The organism is Kordiimonas lipolytica (genome assembly GCF_001550065.1).
In genome coordinates this window covers 1-15,691 of sequence record NZ_LRUB01000002.1, presented here as the reverse complement: position 1 = coordinate 15,691, position 15,691 = coordinate 1, and the positions used below count along the sequence as shown (strand labels likewise).

General features: G+C 56.1%; 19 protein-coding genes. 11 read left to right on the top strand and 8 right to left on the bottom strand.

Going from position 1 to position 15,691, the window contains the following annotated elements; all coding sequences use genetic code 11:
• Nucleotides 1-18 precede the first annotated feature (18 nt).
• From yidD to yihA, 3 genes are read left to right on the top strand one after another with little or no spacing between them, the layout of a single operon-like run.
• Entirely contained in the window at nt 19-363 is a 345-nt protein-coding gene (gene yidD / locus KORM41_RS22435) for a membrane protein insertion efficiency factor YidD (protein ID WP_082719688.1), read from the top strand.
• Nucleotides 356-2,095 (top strand): membrane protein insertase YidC, encoded by a 1,740-nt coding sequence (yidC, locus tag KORM41_RS00100; protein WP_068143139.1) that lies wholly within the window; start codon nt 356-358, stop codon nt 2,093-2,095. The genes yidD and yidC overlap by 8 nt, the downstream gene beginning before the upstream one ends.
• On the top strand, nt 2,058-2,750 hold the full coding sequence (gene yihA / locus KORM41_RS00095; protein WP_068143138.1) for a ribosome biogenesis GTP-binding protein YihA/YsxC: 693 nt from the start codon (nt 2,058-2,060) through the stop codon (nt 2,748-2,750). The genes yidC and yihA overlap by 38 nt, the downstream gene beginning before the upstream one ends.
• Before the next feature lie 26 nt (nt 2,751-2,776).
• On the opposite strand, the gene KORM41_RS00090 is transcribed toward yihA, so the two are convergent.
• Both KORM41_RS00090 and KORM41_RS00085 read right to left on the bottom strand, forming a co-directional pair.
• Nucleotides 2,777-3,124: an Hpt domain-containing protein gene (locus tag KORM41_RS00090; RefSeq protein WP_068143135.1), complete on the bottom strand. Its 348-nt coding sequence runs from the start codon at nt 3,122-3,124 to the stop codon at nt 2,777-2,779.
• Nucleotides 3,125-3,191: 67 nt separating this feature from the next.
• Nucleotides 3,192-3,446, bottom strand: coding sequence for a DUF3253 domain-containing protein (locus tag KORM41_RS00085; RefSeq protein ID WP_068143133.1), 255 nt, complete (start codon nt 3,444-3,446; stop codon nt 3,192-3,194).
• Between the two features lie 99 nt (nt 3,447-3,545).
• Between KORM41_RS00085 and KORM41_RS22430 the strand changes: the two genes are divergently transcribed.
• Nucleotides 3,546-4,574 (top strand): FKBP-type peptidyl-prolyl cis-trans isomerase, encoded by a 1,029-nt coding sequence (locus KORM41_RS22430; RefSeq protein ID WP_068143132.1) that lies wholly within the window; start codon nt 3,546-3,548, stop codon nt 4,572-4,574.
• Here KORM41_RS22430 and KORM41_RS00075 read toward each other — a convergent pair.
• Nucleotides 4,571-4,774 carry a hypothetical protein gene (locus KORM41_RS00075; protein WP_156431832.1) on the bottom strand — a complete coding sequence of 68 codons (204 nt, stop codon included), beginning with the start codon at nt 4,772-4,774 and terminating at the stop codon, nt 4,571-4,573. The genes KORM41_RS22430 and KORM41_RS00075 overlap by 4 nt on opposite strands.
• A 28-nt stretch (nt 4,775-4,802) precedes the next feature.
• Between KORM41_RS00075 and KORM41_RS00070 the strand changes: the two genes are divergently transcribed.
• Nucleotides 4,803-5,771, top strand: a complete 969-nt coding sequence (locus KORM41_RS00070; RefSeq protein WP_068143127.1) for a GNAT family N-acetyltransferase — start codon at nt 4,803-4,805, stop codon at nt 5,769-5,771.
• Here KORM41_RS00070 and KORM41_RS00065 read toward each other — a convergent pair.
• Nucleotides 5,768-6,304 (bottom strand): winged helix-turn-helix domain-containing protein, encoded by a 537-nt coding sequence (locus KORM41_RS00065; RefSeq protein ID WP_197420906.1) that lies wholly within the window; start codon nt 6,302-6,304, stop codon nt 5,768-5,770. The two genes, KORM41_RS00070 and KORM41_RS00065, sit on opposite strands and share 4 nt — an antisense overlap.
• A gap of 176 nt (nt 6,305-6,480) precedes the next feature.
• Between KORM41_RS00065 and KORM41_RS00060 the strand changes: the two genes are divergently transcribed.
• The 5 genes from KORM41_RS00060 (at nt 6,481) to KORM41_RS00040 (ending at nt 11,262) form a co-directional block, all read left to right on the top strand.
• Nucleotides 6,481-7,584 (top strand): serine hydrolase domain-containing protein, encoded by a 1,104-nt coding sequence (locus KORM41_RS00060; protein WP_068143123.1) that lies wholly within the window; start codon nt 6,481-6,483, stop codon nt 7,582-7,584.
• 157 nt (nt 7,585-7,741) lie between these two features.
• Nucleotides 7,742-8,833, top strand: coding sequence for a ZIP family metal transporter (locus KORM41_RS00055; protein ID WP_156431831.1), 1,092 nt, complete (start codon nt 7,742-7,744; stop codon nt 8,831-8,833).
• Nucleotides 8,834-8,885: 52 nt separating this feature from the next.
• Nucleotides 8,886-9,680, top strand: coding sequence for an SDR family NAD(P)-dependent oxidoreductase (locus tag KORM41_RS00050; RefSeq protein WP_068143120.1), 795 nt, complete (start codon nt 8,886-8,888; stop codon nt 9,678-9,680).
• Between the two features lie 77 nt (nt 9,681-9,757).
• Complete coding sequence (locus KORM41_RS00045; RefSeq protein ID WP_068143117.1) at nt 9,758-10,831, top strand: AI-2E family transporter; 1,074 nt, start codon at nt 9,758-9,760, stop codon at nt 10,829-10,831.
• A gap of 77 nt (nt 10,832-10,908) precedes the next feature.
• Complete coding sequence (locus KORM41_RS00040; RefSeq protein WP_068143113.1) at nt 10,909-11,262, top strand: hypothetical protein; 354 nt, start codon at nt 10,909-10,911, stop codon at nt 11,260-11,262.
• Between the two features lie 105 nt (nt 11,263-11,367).
• Here the strand turns inward: KORM41_RS00040 and cysK are convergent, their stop codons facing one another.
• The 3 genes from cysK to KORM41_RS00025 all read right to left on the bottom strand — a co-directional run bounded on the left by cysK (nt 11,368) and on the right by KORM41_RS00025 (nt 14,103).
• Nucleotides 11,368-12,291: a cysteine synthase A gene (cysK, locus tag KORM41_RS00035; protein WP_068143110.1), complete on the bottom strand. Its 924-nt coding sequence runs from the start codon at nt 12,289-12,291 to the stop codon at nt 11,368-11,370.
• 48 nt (nt 12,292-12,339) lie between these two features.
• On the bottom strand, nt 12,340-13,209 hold the full coding sequence (epsC, locus tag KORM41_RS00030; RefSeq protein WP_231727038.1) for a serine O-acetyltransferase EpsC: 870 nt from the start codon (nt 13,207-13,209) through the stop codon (nt 12,340-12,342).
• Between the two features lie 135 nt (nt 13,210-13,344).
• On the bottom strand, nt 13,345-14,103 hold the full coding sequence (locus KORM41_RS00025; RefSeq protein WP_197420905.1) for a lysophospholipid acyltransferase family protein: 759 nt from the start codon (nt 14,101-14,103) through the stop codon (nt 13,345-13,347).
• 213 nt (nt 14,104-14,316) lie between these two features.
• Between KORM41_RS00025 and KORM41_RS00020 the strand changes: the two genes are divergently transcribed.
• Nucleotides 14,317-14,664, top strand: a complete 348-nt coding sequence (locus KORM41_RS00020; RefSeq protein WP_068143105.1) for a PilZ domain-containing protein — start codon at nt 14,317-14,319, stop codon at nt 14,662-14,664.
• 691 nt (nt 14,665-15,355) lie between these two features.
• Here the strand turns inward: KORM41_RS00020 and KORM41_RS00015 are convergent.
• Nucleotides 15,356-15,691 (bottom strand): ATP-binding protein (locus KORM41_RS00015; protein WP_197420904.1); only part of this gene is annotated, 336 nt, incomplete at its 5' end.

Genomic DNA, 15,691 nt, shown 5'->3' with positions numbered 1-15,691 from the left:
CAGAAGACAGGGCAACGCATGAGCCCACTTGCGTTCCTTCTTTATGGCTTGGTTCGCTTCTATCAACTTGTCATCTCGCCAATGCTCGGCCCCCGATGCCGATATCAGCCCACCTGCAGCAGCTATGCTGTGGAAGCTTTGCGTCTTCATGGTGGACTTAAGGGCGGATGGCTGGCAATAAAGCGCATCGCCCGCTGCCACCCTTGGGGTGGATTCGGATACGATCCTGTGCCACAAAGCATGCGCCCGGGCGAAACGCCTAAGGGTGGTGTGCATGATCACGGCTCAGGCTGCGGATGCGACAAGAATTTGGAGGCCGGCACAGACCGGTCAGATGATCAGGGTATGACGTCTCATGGGTGAAACTAAGAATATCGTGCTGTTTGCAGCAATCTCGATTGCTGTCTTCTTCGGCTATAATGCGCTCTTCATCTCGCCGCAGCAGGAAGCCCTGCAGCGCGAAGCGGCACAGCAAGCCGCAACGCAAGTGGAAGATGGCATTGCGCCCAAGGAGGCTGCTCCTGTCGATATGGACTCTGCGGAAGCATCCGACACGGCCTTGCCCGAACCAGACAATAGCGACATCGGCCACGTCAAAATCGTTACGCCCGAGCTGAGCGGCAGCCTGTCACTCCGTGGCGCCCGGTTCGACGACCTTCTGCTGGTGAACCACAAGGTCAGCATGGAAGAAGGCGCGGATGAGATTCGCCTGCTCAGGAACGCCGGCCAGCCTGATGCCTATTACGCCCGCTTCGGCTGGGCCGCAAGCCGTCAGGAAAGCGATTTCGTACCCGGCCCACGCAGTGCATGGACCGCTGACAGTGACACGCTGACGCCTGATCAGCCGGTAACGCTGGCGTGGGACAATGGCGACGGCGTCCGCTATCTGATGAAAGTGGAAGTGGACGATAAGTTCATGTTCACGGTTACCCAGACTGTGATCAACTCCACCGATGAAGTCTTGCAAGTTGCCCCATACGGCATGATCACCCGTCGTGGTGAGCCAAAGACTGACGGCCTCTACATCCTGCATGAAGGACCGCTCGGCGTCTTTGACAACAAACTGGAAGAACGCACCTACAGCGACATCAAGGACGATGGAAATTTTGAAGCCACGGATATCACCGGCGGCTGGATGGGTATCACCGGCAAATACTGGATGGCGACCCTGATCCCCGATCAGAAGGCCAGCCTTTCGGTTGCACGCATGAAACATAGCGGCGGCGCTTACCGCGTGGACTATGTTGAAAACTGGCAACAAATCGATGCTGGTGGCTCGCTTGAGAGCCAAAGCCGCTTCTATGCTGGCGCCAAAATCGTCAGCACCATCGACGCTTATGCCGAAAAGTATGACATTGCCCTGTTTGATCGTACCATCGACTGGGGCTGGCTATGGTTCTTCACCAAGCCGATCTTTGCTGGCCTGCACTGGCTGTTCCAGGCGACCGGAAACTATGGCATCGCCATCCTGGCCATGACTGTGATCCTGAAACTGATCCTGTTCCCGCTGGCGAACAAGTCCTACCGCTCCATGAGCCACATGAAGGACGCTCAGCCGAAGATCAAAAAGCTGCAGGAACGCTACAAGGACGACAAGCAGAAGCTGCAGCAGGAAATGATGGCGCTCTATCAGAAGGAAAAGATCAACCCGATGGCCGGCTGTCTGCCGATGATCCCTCAGATCTTCATCTTCTTTGCGCTTTATAAGACGCTTTACGTTACTATCGAAATGCGCCACCAGCCCTTCTTTGGCTGGATCACTGACCTATCAGCCCGCGACACACTCACGCCGGTGAACCTGTTCGGCCTGATTGACTGGACGCCACCTGCCATGATTGCCATCGGCGTGCTGCCGATTCTGATGGGCATCACCATGTGGCTGCAGCAGAAGCTGAATCCACAGACCAGCATGGACCCGACCCAGCAGAAGGTCATGAGCTTCCTGCCGATCATTTTCACCTTCATCATGGCGGGCTTCAGCTCCGGCCTGGTGCTCTACTGGACATGGAACAACCTTCTGTCCATTGCGCAGCAGTCCTTCATCATGAAGCGCGAACATGCCCGCCGTGAGGCACAAGGCAAGACGAGCAGCTAAGGTGAGCGAAGAGCAATACACCCAATCTGACCTGGAGCGTGGCCGGCTGTTGTTTGCCGGTCGCGTGGATTTTGTCATGGGCGCGGTATCCTTGAAGACCCTGCCGGGCGCGGACCGCCCCGAAGTGGCATTCGCGGGACGCTCCAACGTGGGCAAATCAAGCCTTGTGAATGCGCTGACGGGCCGCAAGACGCTGGCGCGTACATCGAACACGCCGGGCCGCACCCAGGAGCTGAATTACTTCGAGATGGGCATGGAGATGGACACGCCCGCCTATCTTGTGGACTTGCCGGGTTACGGCTATGCCAAGATCGAACGCAAGAAGGTGAATGCCTGGACGCGGCTGGTGAAAGACTATCTACGTGGCCGCCCAAACCTAAGGCGCGTGCTCCTTCTGATCGACAGCCGCCATGGCCTGAAGGAAAACGACCGCGAGATCATGCACATGCTGGATGAAGCCGCGGTCAACTATCAAATCGTGCTGACAAAGCTTGATAAGCTGAAGGTAGCCGACCGCGAGAAGATCGTGAAAAAGACGCAGGAAGACGCGAAGAAATTCATCGCCTGCCACCCGATCATCATGGCGACCTCAAGCGAAAAAGGCTGGGGTCTGCAGGAGCTGAGGGCGGAAATCGGTCAACTGACAGCTTTCTAGCGCCCATCTCAGGCACTTCCCGCCTTTCAGTTTGCCTGATTGAAGGCCTCAAGCGTTTCTTCCGATATAATCTGGAACTGGCTCAAAAGCCCCTCGATCTCAGGACTGCCGTCCGCCTTGGCCGCATATTCGATTGCCTGACAGGCCTCCCCGAGCCGCATCGCCCCGAAACTGCGAGCCGCGCTCTTGAGCGCATGCGCCTGGATTTCAAGCTGTTCCAGGTCGCCCACTGACGCATGCTGCATCAACTCACACCCGGAATTTCGAATTTCCTGCTTAAGTGAATCCAGCAGGAACGCTGCTGATTCCTTACCTACTTCTGCCGCGAGCCTGTCAAGGACAGGCATGTCAAGCAAAGGTATCTGACCCCCCATAGAGCACTCCTCTCTTGCGTCTTTATTCTATGGCGAAACTGCATATTTGCCAAGAAGTCTTACGCTTTTAGTCTTGTATTGGACTGGAGAATCTATAGACGCCCTTCAGTCCTTCGGGGGAAACCACCTTCTTTTTTCGGATAAACACCAAGAGGCCATCGGCGTGAAGCTTCACCGCTTCATGACGAATTCTGGGCAAATACTTGCGCCAGTCTTCACCTTCTTCAGCCAGAACTTGTGCAATTTCCCGCGGAGCGACTGATCTGCTGTCCTCGGTCGCCTCCAAAATCGCCTGACGGATGTCTGTATCGGCCTTCGCCATATCAATTCCCCTTGTTTCTGGCACCCCTGCCCGATTTTTCCTTTTCCCACACGCGCTCAAAGGCTAGTGTCCCCGCAGAAATCTTGGCGAGGAGTTCCCATGAAAGTTAGCTTTAAGGTCGTGGCCACCGTTGCCGCGCTGAGCTTAGCAGCCTGCAGCGGCGAAAGCGACGAAGAGAAAAAATCCGACACCGGCAGCAATAGTGCCGAAAGCGCGGAAACACAATCAGAAACCGTCGCAGAGCAAAAAGCTGAAAAGGCTGCAGCACCACAAACAGATGAACAGAAAGTATCAGAGACAATGAGTGAGAGAGAAGCGTTCCGCGCAGAGAACCTGGCATACCTTGAAGAGAACGCCCAAAAAGACGGTGTTCAGGTTACCGAAAGCGGCCTTCAATACCGTGTGATTGAAAGCGGCGAAGGCAAAAGCCCATCTGCGGATGATTATGTCACCGTTCATTATGCAGGCAGGTTCATTGACGGTAACGAGTTCGATTCCAGCCACAAGCGCGGCGAACCCGCCACCTTCCCTGTAGGCCGGGTTATCCCCGGCTGGGTTGAGGGTATTCAGATGATGAGCGTGGGCGACAAGTGGGAGCTGACGATCCCATCTGATCTCGGCTACGGTGAAGGCGGTGCCGGCGGCGTCATTCCGGGCAATGCAACGCTCGTGTTCGAGGTTGAGCTTCTGGACGTGATGACGCTTGAGAAAGCCCAGAAAAAAGCTGAAGAGCAGATGGAAGCCCATAAAGCCGAGCAGCTTGCATGGCTTGAAGAAAACGCCAAGAACGACGGCGTCGTAACGCTTGATAGCGGCCTTCAATACCGCGTAATTGAGGAAGGCGAAGGCACCAGCCCTGAAGCAACCTCAATGGTGACAGTGCACTATAAAGGCACCATGATCGACGGCACGCAATTTGACAGCAGCTACGACCGCGGCCAACCAGCTTCCTTCCCGCTTGATGGTGTGATCAAGGGTTGGACAGAAGGCGTGCAACTGATGAAAGAAGGCGCCAAGTATGAATTCTACATTCCATACGACCTGGCATATGGCGAGCGCGGTTCACGCAGCATCCCGCCCTATTCCACGCTGATCTTTATCGTTGAACTGGTCTCTGTAGACAGCTAGGACAAAAGACACAGGACGCCATAGCAACGCCCGAGAACATGCTGGAAATAGAGATAAAAGATCACGTCCAGCAGCGCCAGAGCCCCAAAGAGCGGCAAGGCGAGATATTTGAGCACTGCGATGGCGGCCCCCAAAGTTATTCGGGGTGGGGCAATGCGCCACCCCATCACATCTTCCGGTACTGGTCTTTTTCCGATCATAGCCGGACCATAACAGGGGATCCCGCCCTTGCCTAGCGCCGCTGACATCCATTTGGACTTTGGCGAAATCGCCCCCAACCTCTGGCCGACCTTCACCGGCGACCAGCCGCTGCCCTTGCAGCAACACTGGGCATACGGCGAAACCCTCAAGGCCATCGGCGCCGATATAAGCCAGCTGACCCTGTCGCATGAAGGCTCCCCCATCGCTATTGCGCTGGTGGGCAAGCGTAGCTTTTACCGCCTTATCCGTATGAACAGCCTGATGCGGGGCCCGCTTTGGCTGCCGGGTATCAGTGCCGACACACAAGCCGCCGGCCTCAAGGCGCTTCGGCGGCACTACAGCCCCTGGCGCTGGAACTTCATGCTGTTGCAGCCGGAACTGGCCGATACAGCTGAAAACCAAAAAGTCTTAAAAACGGCGGGCTATCGCCGTGTGATGACAGGCTATAGCACCATCTGGATGAATCTTGAGCCAGACGCAGACACCCTGCGCGCGAACCTGGCCGGCAAATGGCGCAATCAGCTGAAAAAGGCAGAATCATCCGGCAAGCTGGAAACTGTGATCGGCGGCAGGAAGCAGCACCAGTATAGTTGGCTCACTGAACGCGAGGCGGAACAGCAAACCCGGCGCGGCTATCAGGCTGTACCCATCGGGCTGGTACCGATCTATGCTGGCATCGCTGAGCGCTTCAGCCCCACAGACAACAGCATCGGCGTCATGAGTGTGACAGCCCTTGCTGGCCGCAAGAAAGTGGCGGGTGCGATATTCATGCTCCACGGCAACAGCGCAACCTATCATGTGGGCTGGTCAGGCGATGACGGCCGCGCACTTAATGCGCAAAACAAGGTTCTGTGGGACGGCATCATGGCCTTGAAGGAGCGCGGCATCCGCTTCCTCGACATGGGCGGCCTGAACACGGAGGAAGGCGCGGGCATCGCCCGATTCAAGCTGGGGTTGGGCACAGACCCGGTCACCCTCGCGGGCACCTGGCTCTAGGGCACCCCAACCTTATCTTCCTTTTCTGTGAACTCCTGATCTTTCTTTTCGATAAATTCCTGATCGCTATTCAGGATCAGCTCAGTCTCCCGCACGATTTCCCTGGGAAACAAAACGAACCACACCACAAGGCCCGACAGCAGCAGAATAGCCACCGCCATAAGGAGCGGCAGGAGCTGGCTGGAATTTGGCCAAGTCAAACCCGTGATTTGCGACCCGGTATCTGACCTGTGTTTTGTCTCGATCCCCTCAAGGCTCACTGGCATCACAAGCGCGTAGCCTTTGCGCGGGATTGTCTTGATAAAGGTCGGTGCTTTTGGGGTGTCGCCCAGGGCCTGTCGAAGCCTCGATATCGCCTGGGTCAACGCTTCATCGCCGGCATAGGGCAATGATGACACCTCAGCCAGCAACTCTGTCCGCGCCACCGGTTCGCCGCCAGCTTGGGCAAGCATTGTCAGAAGTCTGATCAAACGCGGCTCAAGGCGAATTTCGCGCCCATCTGAATGGACAAGACAGTTATGAGAACCATCCACCAGGACATCCCCGAGCCGAAATCGCTGCGGCAAAGCATTTGAAATTGCAGGATTTTCTTCCTCTCGCAACATTTCTCAACCTTTCCGTCAGGACATTTATCAGCGCCATTCGGCAATGGAAAATCAGTTACGGCACCTTTGCCTGTGTCGTCAAACAAAGCAACAGCGAGACAATTATGAAACAGATATTTTTATATGTGTGCCTTTTGGTGTGGATTTCCTCTCCTGCAGTTCAGGCTTCAGAAACCCATGATGCGCCAAGGTGGATCGACAGGGCCGCAATGGACGAAGTGTTGAGGCAAGCCACACGCGATGGCTTTGTCGGCGTTGTCGGCATTTCCGACGGAAGCAGCACTATTTTTAGCTTTGCGGTGGGAGACGCCGTCGCCGGTGAAGCGCCTTATGGTGAAGTCACGCTGGTAGACATAGCGTCCATCACCAAACAGTTCACCGGCGCCGCAATCCTCAAACTTCGGGAGCAAGGCAAGGTCCAGCTCTCTGACAGACTGGATGATTTTTTCAAGGACGTACCGGAAAACAAAAAAGCCATCACCCTGCACCAGCTTCTGACCCACACCGCAGGGCTTGCCGATGTGGTCGGCCAGGATCAGGAAGCGATAGAAAGGGATGACTATCTGGCGCGCGCCTTTGCAGCTCCTCTGGTGGCCAAACCCGGCACACGCTACGAATATTCCAATATGGGCTATTCGCTTCTGGCTGCGATTATCGAAGTCACGAGCGGCCAGGCATACGAGGACTATCTTTTTGACAACCTGTGGAAGCCTGCCGGTATGTATACCACCGGCTACTACCGCCCTGACTGGAGCGAACGCACCGTCCCTCAGATCGCCGTGCCGCACGACGGCCTGTCCTCAGCCAAGGACGTCCTGGACCGAACAGGCGGCAAGACATGGCACCTATTTGGTAATGGGGGCGTGCTCAGCACCGCGCCTGACATGCTGAGGTGGCATCGGGCGCTTCTGGGCACCAAGATACTAAGCGCAGAATCGAAAGAACTTTTGTTCGCCCCTCATGTGTCAGAAGGGGAAGAAGGTTACTATTACGGTTATGGCTGGTCGATCGTACCGGACTATAAGGGTAAAAAACTGGTTTGGCACAATGGCGGCAGCCATTTCAGCCGGGCAGAATTCTGGCGCTTTCCCGAAACGGGTATGGCCATCTTCATCGCCACCCATTCAAAGGATGTAGAGCCCTATTTCATGGCAGATGCGCTGGCGAAAATTTTAAACAGTTCGTCATCGGCACCTGAACGCAAATAACGCCAGTTCTTGGTTCACAAGGTGGCTCCCGCAGGTGGCAAGAACCATCTGCGGGATTTTTCATGCAAAATTACCTCCGCTTATTGACGTTTTTTGGCTGGCTTTCCATATTGTGATATTATAACTGTACATAACCGGTACGTATGAGGTTTGAGTTTTGGAACTGGCATTGATCCTGTCTGTCTTGCTGCTGCTGGCTGCGCCGCTGTTGGCTCGGCTTGTTGCACGCCTACCTGCCCTGAAGGGCGGGCTGGACGGATTCGTGCTGGTGACAGTCCTGGGCCTTGTCACCCTCACCCTGCTTCCTGAAGCACTCGCACACAGCGGTGTCTGGGCAATCCTGATCGCCGTCTTCGGCTTCTGCCTGCCCTGGATCGCTGAATTCCTGTTCCACCGCGCTGAAGAAATGACCCACCGCGTCGTTATGCTGGTCGCGGCCCTGGCGCTTGTGGTGCATGCGGCATCCGATGGCGCCATCCTGGCTTTCGCAGGCCAGAGCGAACACGGTTCCTTTGTCGCCACCGGGATCCTGTTGCACCGCATCGGTGTAGCGGTCGCCGTCTGGTGGCTTCTCAGGCCAGTCCTGACCACCTGGGCCGGTGTTGCTGTATTGGCCGCACTTGGGGTCATGACCATCATCGGTTATGTCATGGTGGTTTACGCGGGCGATTGGTATCACATCCCGCTTGTCGGCTATTGGCAGGCGTTTGCTGCAGGGTCGCTCCTTCATGTGGTTCTGCATCCACTTGACGATCATAACACCGCGCCAAACGCCAAAAACCTGTGGGCCCACCGGATTGGCACAGGGGCCGGCATAGGGTTTCTTTTTGCGCTGGTCAGCGCCCATTACCTGCACCATGCGCCGAGCGACGTGACAATGATGTTGGCCCATGAAGCCCATCATGTTGTGGACTTGATGGCATCGATCGGCCGGTTGGCCGCACCACTGATGATCCTGATTTTGTTGGGGGCTGCGACCTATACCAAAATCTACGGAGGCACCGTTAAAGCGGCGTACCAGACACTGCGCCGGATAGCGCCCTGGACACTGGTGGCCTGGTTCGCCATGACTGTCGTTGCCGAACTGTTGCCCTATGAAATCCCGACCCCCTCAGGTGGGCAGATCATGTTCACCTTGTGGCTGGCCATCATCTGCGCAGTGCTTGTGCACACCGGCGCCCGTGTTTTTTTCTCCCAGCTTCTCCCCACCATGCGGGGGCACAAGCATAGTCACGGGCACAGCCACTAGCTAATCTCGCCCCCCTAGTTTTCCTTGCACCGCAAGTCGTTTGGCGGTAGCCATGGCGCACGCAAACAAGCAGGACCATTTCATGCGCTTCAAGGCGAAACGAGTGATAGTCACCGGCGGCACGTCGGGCTTCGGCGAGGCCATTGTTAAGGCTTTCGCAGCTGAAGGCGCACATGTGCATTTCTGTGGCTTGATCGACGCAGAGGGCGAGCGTGTCGCGGCTCAGGCCCAAGGCCTTGAAGGCAGCGCACACTATCACCACGCCGACGTACGTGAGGAGGCCTCGGTCAAGTCCTTCATTGAGAAGGCGACCGACGGGCATGAGATTCTGGATATCGCGGTTAATAACGCGGGCATCAGCCACACGGCCGCGCGCTTCGCTGACCAGGACATGGCAATGGTAGAAGACGTTTTCCGCACCAACGTGATGGGCATCTGGCTTGCCATGCGCCACGAAATTCCGGTCATGCTGAGGCAAGGCGCTGGCGCCATCGTCAACACAGCTTCCATCCTGTCCCGATCCGGCGCTGAGTGGATGGCAGCCTACGGCACCAGCAAACATGCCGTTGTGGGCCTGACAAAAAGCGCGGCGCTGGACTATGCCGACCACGGCATCCGCATCAATGCCGTCTCACCAGGGCCGATGCTGACACCCATGTTCGAGCGGGCGCTGGCAGACATCGGGGGAGACATGAGCAAATTCGCGGGCGGCCTTCCGAAGGGCGGGCCGGCAGACCCGCATGATGTCGCCAAAACGGTGCTCTATCTCGCCAGCGATGAAGCCGGTTATATGAACGGCGCCAACGTGATCGTCGACGGCGGTACGTCATCGGGCCAGCACGCATGAAATTGCCACAGTTTGGCTTGAAACTGATGGCCGAACACCAATAATACTCATAGGGCCCACCCCGGGAGCACGCACGAATGAATATGCTAAGCGAATGGTATCGCCGGACTTTTTCGGACCCGCAAATGGTACTTCTGGTGCTGTTCGCGCTGGCGGCCGTGCTTGCCATCTCACTCTTCGGCCATATGCTTGCCCCAGCCATTGCGGCTGTTGTGATCGCCTTCCTTCTGGACGGGCCCACAGAGTGGTTGATCCGGCGCGGTGCACGGCGTTGGATGGCATTCTCCGCCGTCTACCTGGGCTTTATCCTTCTCTCAGTTATCGCCATGCTCACCGTGGTACCGCTGCTTATTCAGCAGGTCAGCCAGTTCATCAATGACAGCCCGGCCATGGTCGGCAGCATGCGTAACGCGCTTCTGTCGCTGCAGCAGCGCTTCCCGGACCTGATCTCTGAGGCACAGGTCAACAGTTGGTTGACCGGCCTTGGCAACGAGATCGCCAACTTTGGACCGAAGCTTCTGCAATATTCCCTGTCCGGTCTGACCGGGGCTGTAGCCGTGGTCGTCTATGTGGTACTGGTGCCGGTGATGGTCTTTTTCTTCCTCAAGGACAAGGCACAGATCCTTGGCTGGTTCGCCAGCTTCCTGCCCAGCGACAAGCCTGTGCTCGAGCAAGTCTGGGGCGAAGTGCTGGAACGCGCCGGGGACTATGCCCGTGGCAAGGTCTATGAAATATTGATCGTCGGCAGTGCCGCTTTCGTCACCTACAGCGTTCTTGGCCTGCCTTATGCCACGCTCCTTGCGGTGGCCACTGGCCTCAGCGTGATCATCCCGTATTTCGGTGCGGCCATGGTTACCTTCCCGGTGGCGCTTGTGGCCTATTTCCAATGGGGCCTGGGCGGCGAGATGGCGACAGCAGTCATTGCTTACCTTGTCCTTCAGGCGCTCGACGGCAACCTTCTGGTGCCGCTTCTGTTCTCTGAAGCCGTCAAACTGCATCCCAATGCCATCATCATCGGCATCCTGGTTTTTGGCGGCATCTGGGGCTTCTGGGGTGTTTTCTTTGCTATTCCGCTGGCGACGGTGGCCAACGCCATCATCCGCGCATGGCGCGACCGTTCGCAGGGCAACAACGGCACGGCTAAGGCTTGATTTTAAAAAAACTTTTCAAGTGGGTTCAATTCTGCCTAAATTAGGGCAGCGAAACCAAACACAGGCAAGTAAGTTTTATGATTCTTGAGTCTCGCAGTATCATCTTCTCCGATGAAGAACTCGTCCTCGCACTTCGTCCTGTTCTTGAAGGGCGGGGCCAGTCTACCAATCCACCACTCAAGAACATCATCTCTGAGTTGGATGAAGAAGGCGAAGTATCCGTTCAGATGATCCTGTCTGACGGGTCTGACAACATCCTTTTCAACAGCCGTGAGGTTGGTGCCGCCGTGCTCAACCACTGTATCGACCAGGGCGTGCCTTTGCCGCGCGGGTCCTACAAGGAGCTTGCGATCCGCGGTGACCATGTCGCCCTGATTGTACGCCTTGAAAGTGGCAAGGTCAGTTCGGGGATCGACGAAGACGAGGAATAACCGCGCCTTAGCGCAATCGCGCCAGACGAAGAAAAGGGCTGCCAGATGGCAGCCCTTTCTTATTTTATCGCAGGATATCGTAATCTCACGACCTACTCTTCCGGCCTACTCCTCTGGCAAGAAATCCGGCACGGACAGATACCGCTCGCCGGTGTCATAGCAGAAACCAAGGATCCGCGTGCCCTTGGGCAAGTTCTTTTCCTTGATGGTCTGGGCAATCGCTGCGAGCGTCGCACCGGAGGAAATTCCCACAAGCATGGCTTCCTTGGCTGCCGACTGGCGCGCCATGTCTTTGGCGTCAGCCGGGTCAACCTTCACCACACCGTCGATCAGGTCCATGTTCATCACGTCGGGGATGAAGCCGGCGCCAATGCCCTGAATAGGGTGCGGACCAGGCTCACCGCCCGACATCACAGGCGACAGGGTCGGCTCCACCGCCAGGACCTTGATATCCGCCCACTTGGCCTTAAGCGCCTCGGCGCAGCCTGTGATGTGGCCGCCCGTACCAACGCCGGTGATCATATAATCCAGCCCTTCAGGGAAATCCGCCAGGATTTCAGGGCCTGTTGTCTCACGGTGCACTTTCACATTAGCGGGGTTCTGGAACTGCTGCGGCATCCAGGCGCCGTCAGTTTCCTCGACAAGCTCGCTGGCTTTGGCAAGCGCCCCTTTCATGCCCAGCTCCTTCGGCGTCAGCACAAATTCGGCGCCATAGGCCAACATCAGGCGGCGGCGCTCGATAGACATGCTCTCTGGCATCACCAGAATAAGGCGGTAGCCTTTCACCGCCGCCACCATGGCAAGACCGATGCCTGTATTACCGGACGTTGGCTCAATAATCACGCCGCCGGGCTTCAGCGACCCATCTTTTTCGGCTTCCTCCACCATCGAAAGGGCGATCCGGTCTTTAATCGAACCGCCGGGGTTGGATCGTTCCTGCTTGATCCAGACTTCATGGTCCGGGAAAAGGCGCGAAACGCGCACATGCGGCGTGCCGCCAATTGCATCAAGAATGGATGCAGCTTTCATCGTGTTTCCCCCTCTTTGGGTCGGTTGAATTTCTGCTGTTGTGCCGGTTTACCGTTCCACAGCCTTCTTGCTGCGCATCGGTACAATCTCATCAGTGTCTGCGGGCCGGAACATCACGCGGGACCAGGCCGGCACAGACCGGGTGATCCAGACATTGCCGCCAATCACGGAATTGTGCCCAACAATGGTTTCACCACCAAGAATGGTGGCACCCGCATAAATCACCACATTGTCGCCAATGGTGGGATGGCGTTTTTTCGACCGCTGGTCAGGGTCCACCCTCAGGCCGCCCAGTGTCACGCCCTGGTAAATTTTCACATTGTTGCCAAGGACCGCCGTCTCACCGATAACCACGCCAGTTGCGTGGTCAATCGCCAGCGAATGGCCGATCTGTGCGCCTGGGTGGATATCCGCACCCGTCTTTTGGTGGGCGTATTCGGTGATCATCCGCGGCAGCAGCGGCACACTTCTTTTATGAAGCGCATGGGCCAGTCTATAGGCCACCACGGCATAAAACCCCGGATAGCACAGGATCACTTCCTCAATAGACTGGGCCGCCGGGTCACCGGCCACAAGCGCTTGGGCGTCCAGATAACACAGGTCCGCGATGTCCGGCAGATCGGAAAGGAAGCCATGCACCAGAAGTCGTGCGCAACCAACATCCTTGCCCCGGCATAGCGGATCAACCAGATCGTAGAAAGAATCTTCAAGAACGCGTAGCCGCTCTTCAAGCGACAGATCATCCTCTTCTGCGACCGCATAATGCGGGAACATCACCGCCGCCGTCTTTTTCAGGAGATTGCCGATCTTGCCAAGCGACATGCCAGACAGGTCGCCATATTTCTCATGATGATTTTTCAGCCTGGCCGCAATATCGTCAAAACTGCTTGCCGAAGCTGACTGATTCTTTGGCGTCACCGTCATTGGATGCCCTCGCGTTTTTATCTTTATAACAGTTTAGGAGCGCCACAGCCATCTACAAGGCCAAAGCGCGCTAGAATTTCTTCACAAAACCGAGAGGAAAGCTTTTGTATAGGCCGGGAAAAGGTGGGGTTAACCCGCCTTTTTTGGAATGAAATGCTCGTAACCGGCTTCTGCCATCAACTCGTGGGACCGGTCCACCACCTTATCTTGCAGGAGCGCCATGAACTCTTCCTTGGTGCGCCCCGGCGCAAAAGGACCGTCTATCTCGAACACAGCCGTGCCCGCCCGGTGCCAGAAACCCTTAGTCCAGAAAAGGCCTGTGTTGGTGGAAACGGTGTAGACCGGCAGTCCGGTTGCTTCCTGCAAGTGGAAAGCGCCCGACTTGAGCCGACGCGTCTGCCCCGGCGGCACGCGAGTAGCCTGCGGATAAACGATCAGCGGGCGGCCCAGGTCCACCACATGCTTTGCAACCTCGTCCATCCCCTTGTGGGCGGTGCGGGACTCGCGGTCGATGCGAACGATGCGCATTTTCTTGAGCAGCATCCCGATGAAGGGAACGCTGAACAGCTGGCGTTTCGCCAGGGCCGTCACATCATTCCTGAGCGGGAAGGTCATAATCGGGTCCATATTGCTCTGGTGGGCGGCCGCAAGGATCAGGGCGCCCTCCTTCGGCAGTTTCTCGACGCCGCGATATTCATACTTGATACCGCCGAACACGCGCGCAATCCAAAGGCAGCTCCGGCAAAATATATCAACGCCCTTACGGGTTTTGGCTTCGGATACAAACAGACTGATCGGCGCCAGAATCAAGCCGCAATAAATCAGGGTGAATGGATAAAAGGTCAGATTGAAAAGAATAGACCGTATCCCGTTCATCAAAGCTTTCACGCTTTTACTCCATTCGCTTGGCTGCACCGCCTTCTTGGCGACCATGACTGTCCATACAGACGACCTTTGGTCAGAGTCTTTTAGCCGCCCCGCAACGGGAACGCCAGCCTAACTGGCTTTCGCTTGGCAAAAAAATCAGGTAACCTTCTGATTAAGTTAGTCAAAAAAGGCCGCCCCAAGAAAACCGGCCCTCCTTGAGCCAGAGGAAAAATAATGACAGACACCGACGACAAGCGCAGCGATGACAGGCTTCCGGTCCTGTGGCACGGCACATTGATCGACGAAGCGGAATTCAGCTACCCGTGCGAAATACGCGACGTATCGCACGCTGGCACACTGGTGACGTGTGAGGAAGAATTCCCCATGGGCACGGAACTGATCCTGATGATCGAGGACTTGGGCGAATTTGCAGGCGTGGTGAAATGGCAGGGGTCGCAACAACTGGGCCTGATGATTCTGGCGGGGCCCGATCTCGTGCTCAAGAAATTTGCCGAAGGGTCAGGCGCCAACCTCTCCAAGCGGCCGGTAGAACTGGGCGAGGATCCCCTCAAGACCAGTTGAAGGCATTCCAAAAAAAGAGCGGCCCCGTGGCTTGGAAAACGGGCCGCTCAAACTTCCTCGCTGAGTGTCTGGAGGGTTCTACCCTCCTTTATTCTATGCTTATTTGTAGCGGCGCTGGCGCCGGCGGCTAAAGCCGGTAAATACCTTCGCGCCTTCTGGTTTGCTGTCTCTTGGCTCGGGCTTTGTCACTTCGTTCAAGAAGGTCATTGTTTTTCTCCTCGCTATCGTTTTTCTGGTTTCCGCTGTCCGTTTTTGGATCTGTCTGAAACCTGTGTTTTTTGCTGTCGTCGTGTCGTTCGGCCTTTTGGCCTGTTGCCTCTCATATCAGCAACGGGCATGCCAAAATATAAAATGACTGTATTTCAAAGGTGTGCAGAAACAATAAAGTTTGAAAATTAATTCAATTATTTTGAATAAAGTTTGAAAATTAATAACTGTCCGACTCATAAGTTGGAACGGCTATATTCACAGCCCTACCTCCAGCCAATTCAATAGTGTCCGCTTCAGGAACTAACAGGACTTTCTAACATTATCATCATGAAGTCAGCTGCTGACCCTTTGCAGACGAAACTCCCATCCAGGTGTCAAGGGCGGAGCAAAATTAGGCCATAGGGCGGCGTAAAAGTGAGCCAGTATGGATATGGTTGATATGATAGCCGGGGGCATGCCCCCGGCTATCATATTTTGGCGATCATTTTGGGTGGGGTTTTGAGCGGCTCTGCGCGAGGCGGTAGCTTTCGCCGTTCATCTCGAGGATGTGAACATGGTGGGTCAGCCGGTCGAGGAGCGCGCCGGTGAGGCGTTCCGAGCCGAAGGTTTCTGTCCACTCGTCGAACGGAAGGTTGCTGGTGATGATGGTGGAGCCACTTTCATATCGCTCGGAGAAGACCTCGAACAACAGTTCGGCGCCGGTCTTTGAGAGCGGCACAAAGCCCAGTTCGTCAACGATCAGCAATCTGTATTTGGCCAGCTTCTTCTTGTAGCGCAGCAGGGACTTCTCATCCCTCGCCTCCATCAGTTCATGCAC

Bases quoted from the DNA above. Each gene is read 5' to 3' on its own strand.
- yidD (WP_082719688.1), top strand. From the start codon at position 19: ATGAGCCCACTTGCGTTCCTTCTTTATGGCTTGGTTCGCTTCTATCAA.
- yidC (WP_068143139.1), top strand. From the start codon at position 356: ATGGGTGAAACTAAGAATATCGTGCTGTTTGCAGCAATCTCGATTGCT.
- yihA (WP_068143138.1), top strand. From the start codon at position 2,058: ATGCCCGCCGTGAGGCACAAGGCAAGACGAGCAGCTAAGGTGAGCGAA.
- KORM41_RS00090 (WP_068143135.1), bottom strand. From the start codon at position 3,124: ATGGGGGGTCAGATACCTTTGCTTGACATGCCTGTCCTTGACAGGCTC.
- KORM41_RS00085 (WP_068143133.1), bottom strand. From the start codon at position 3,446: ATGGCGAAGGCCGATACAGACATCCGTCAGGCGATTTTGGAGGCGACC.
- KORM41_RS22430 (WP_068143132.1), top strand. From the start codon at position 3,546: ATGAAAGTTAGCTTTAAGGTCGTGGCCACCGTTGCCGCGCTGAGCTTA.
- KORM41_RS00075 (WP_156431832.1), bottom strand. From the start codon at position 4,774: ATGATCGGAAAAAGACCAGTACCGGAAGATGTGATGGGGTGGCGCATT.
- KORM41_RS00060 (WP_068143123.1), top strand. From the start codon at position 6,481: ATGAAACAGATATTTTTATATGTGTGCCTTTTGGTGTGGATTTCCTCT.
- KORM41_RS00050 (WP_068143120.1), top strand. From the start codon at position 8,886: ATGGCGCACGCAAACAAGCAGGACCATTTCATGCGCTTCAAGGCGAAA.
- KORM41_RS00045 (WP_068143117.1), top strand. From the start codon at position 9,758: ATGAATATGCTAAGCGAATGGTATCGCCGGACTTTTTCGGACCCGCAA.
- KORM41_RS00040 (WP_068143113.1), top strand. From the start codon at position 10,909: ATGATTCTTGAGTCTCGCAGTATCATCTTCTCCGATGAAGAACTCGTC.
- cysK (WP_068143110.1), bottom strand. From the start codon at position 12,291: ATGAAAGCTGCATCCATTCTTGATGCAATTGGCGGCACGCCGCATGTG.
- KORM41_RS00020 (WP_068143105.1), top strand. From the start codon at position 14,317: ATGACAGACACCGACGACAAGCGCAGCGATGACAGGCTTCCGGTCCTG.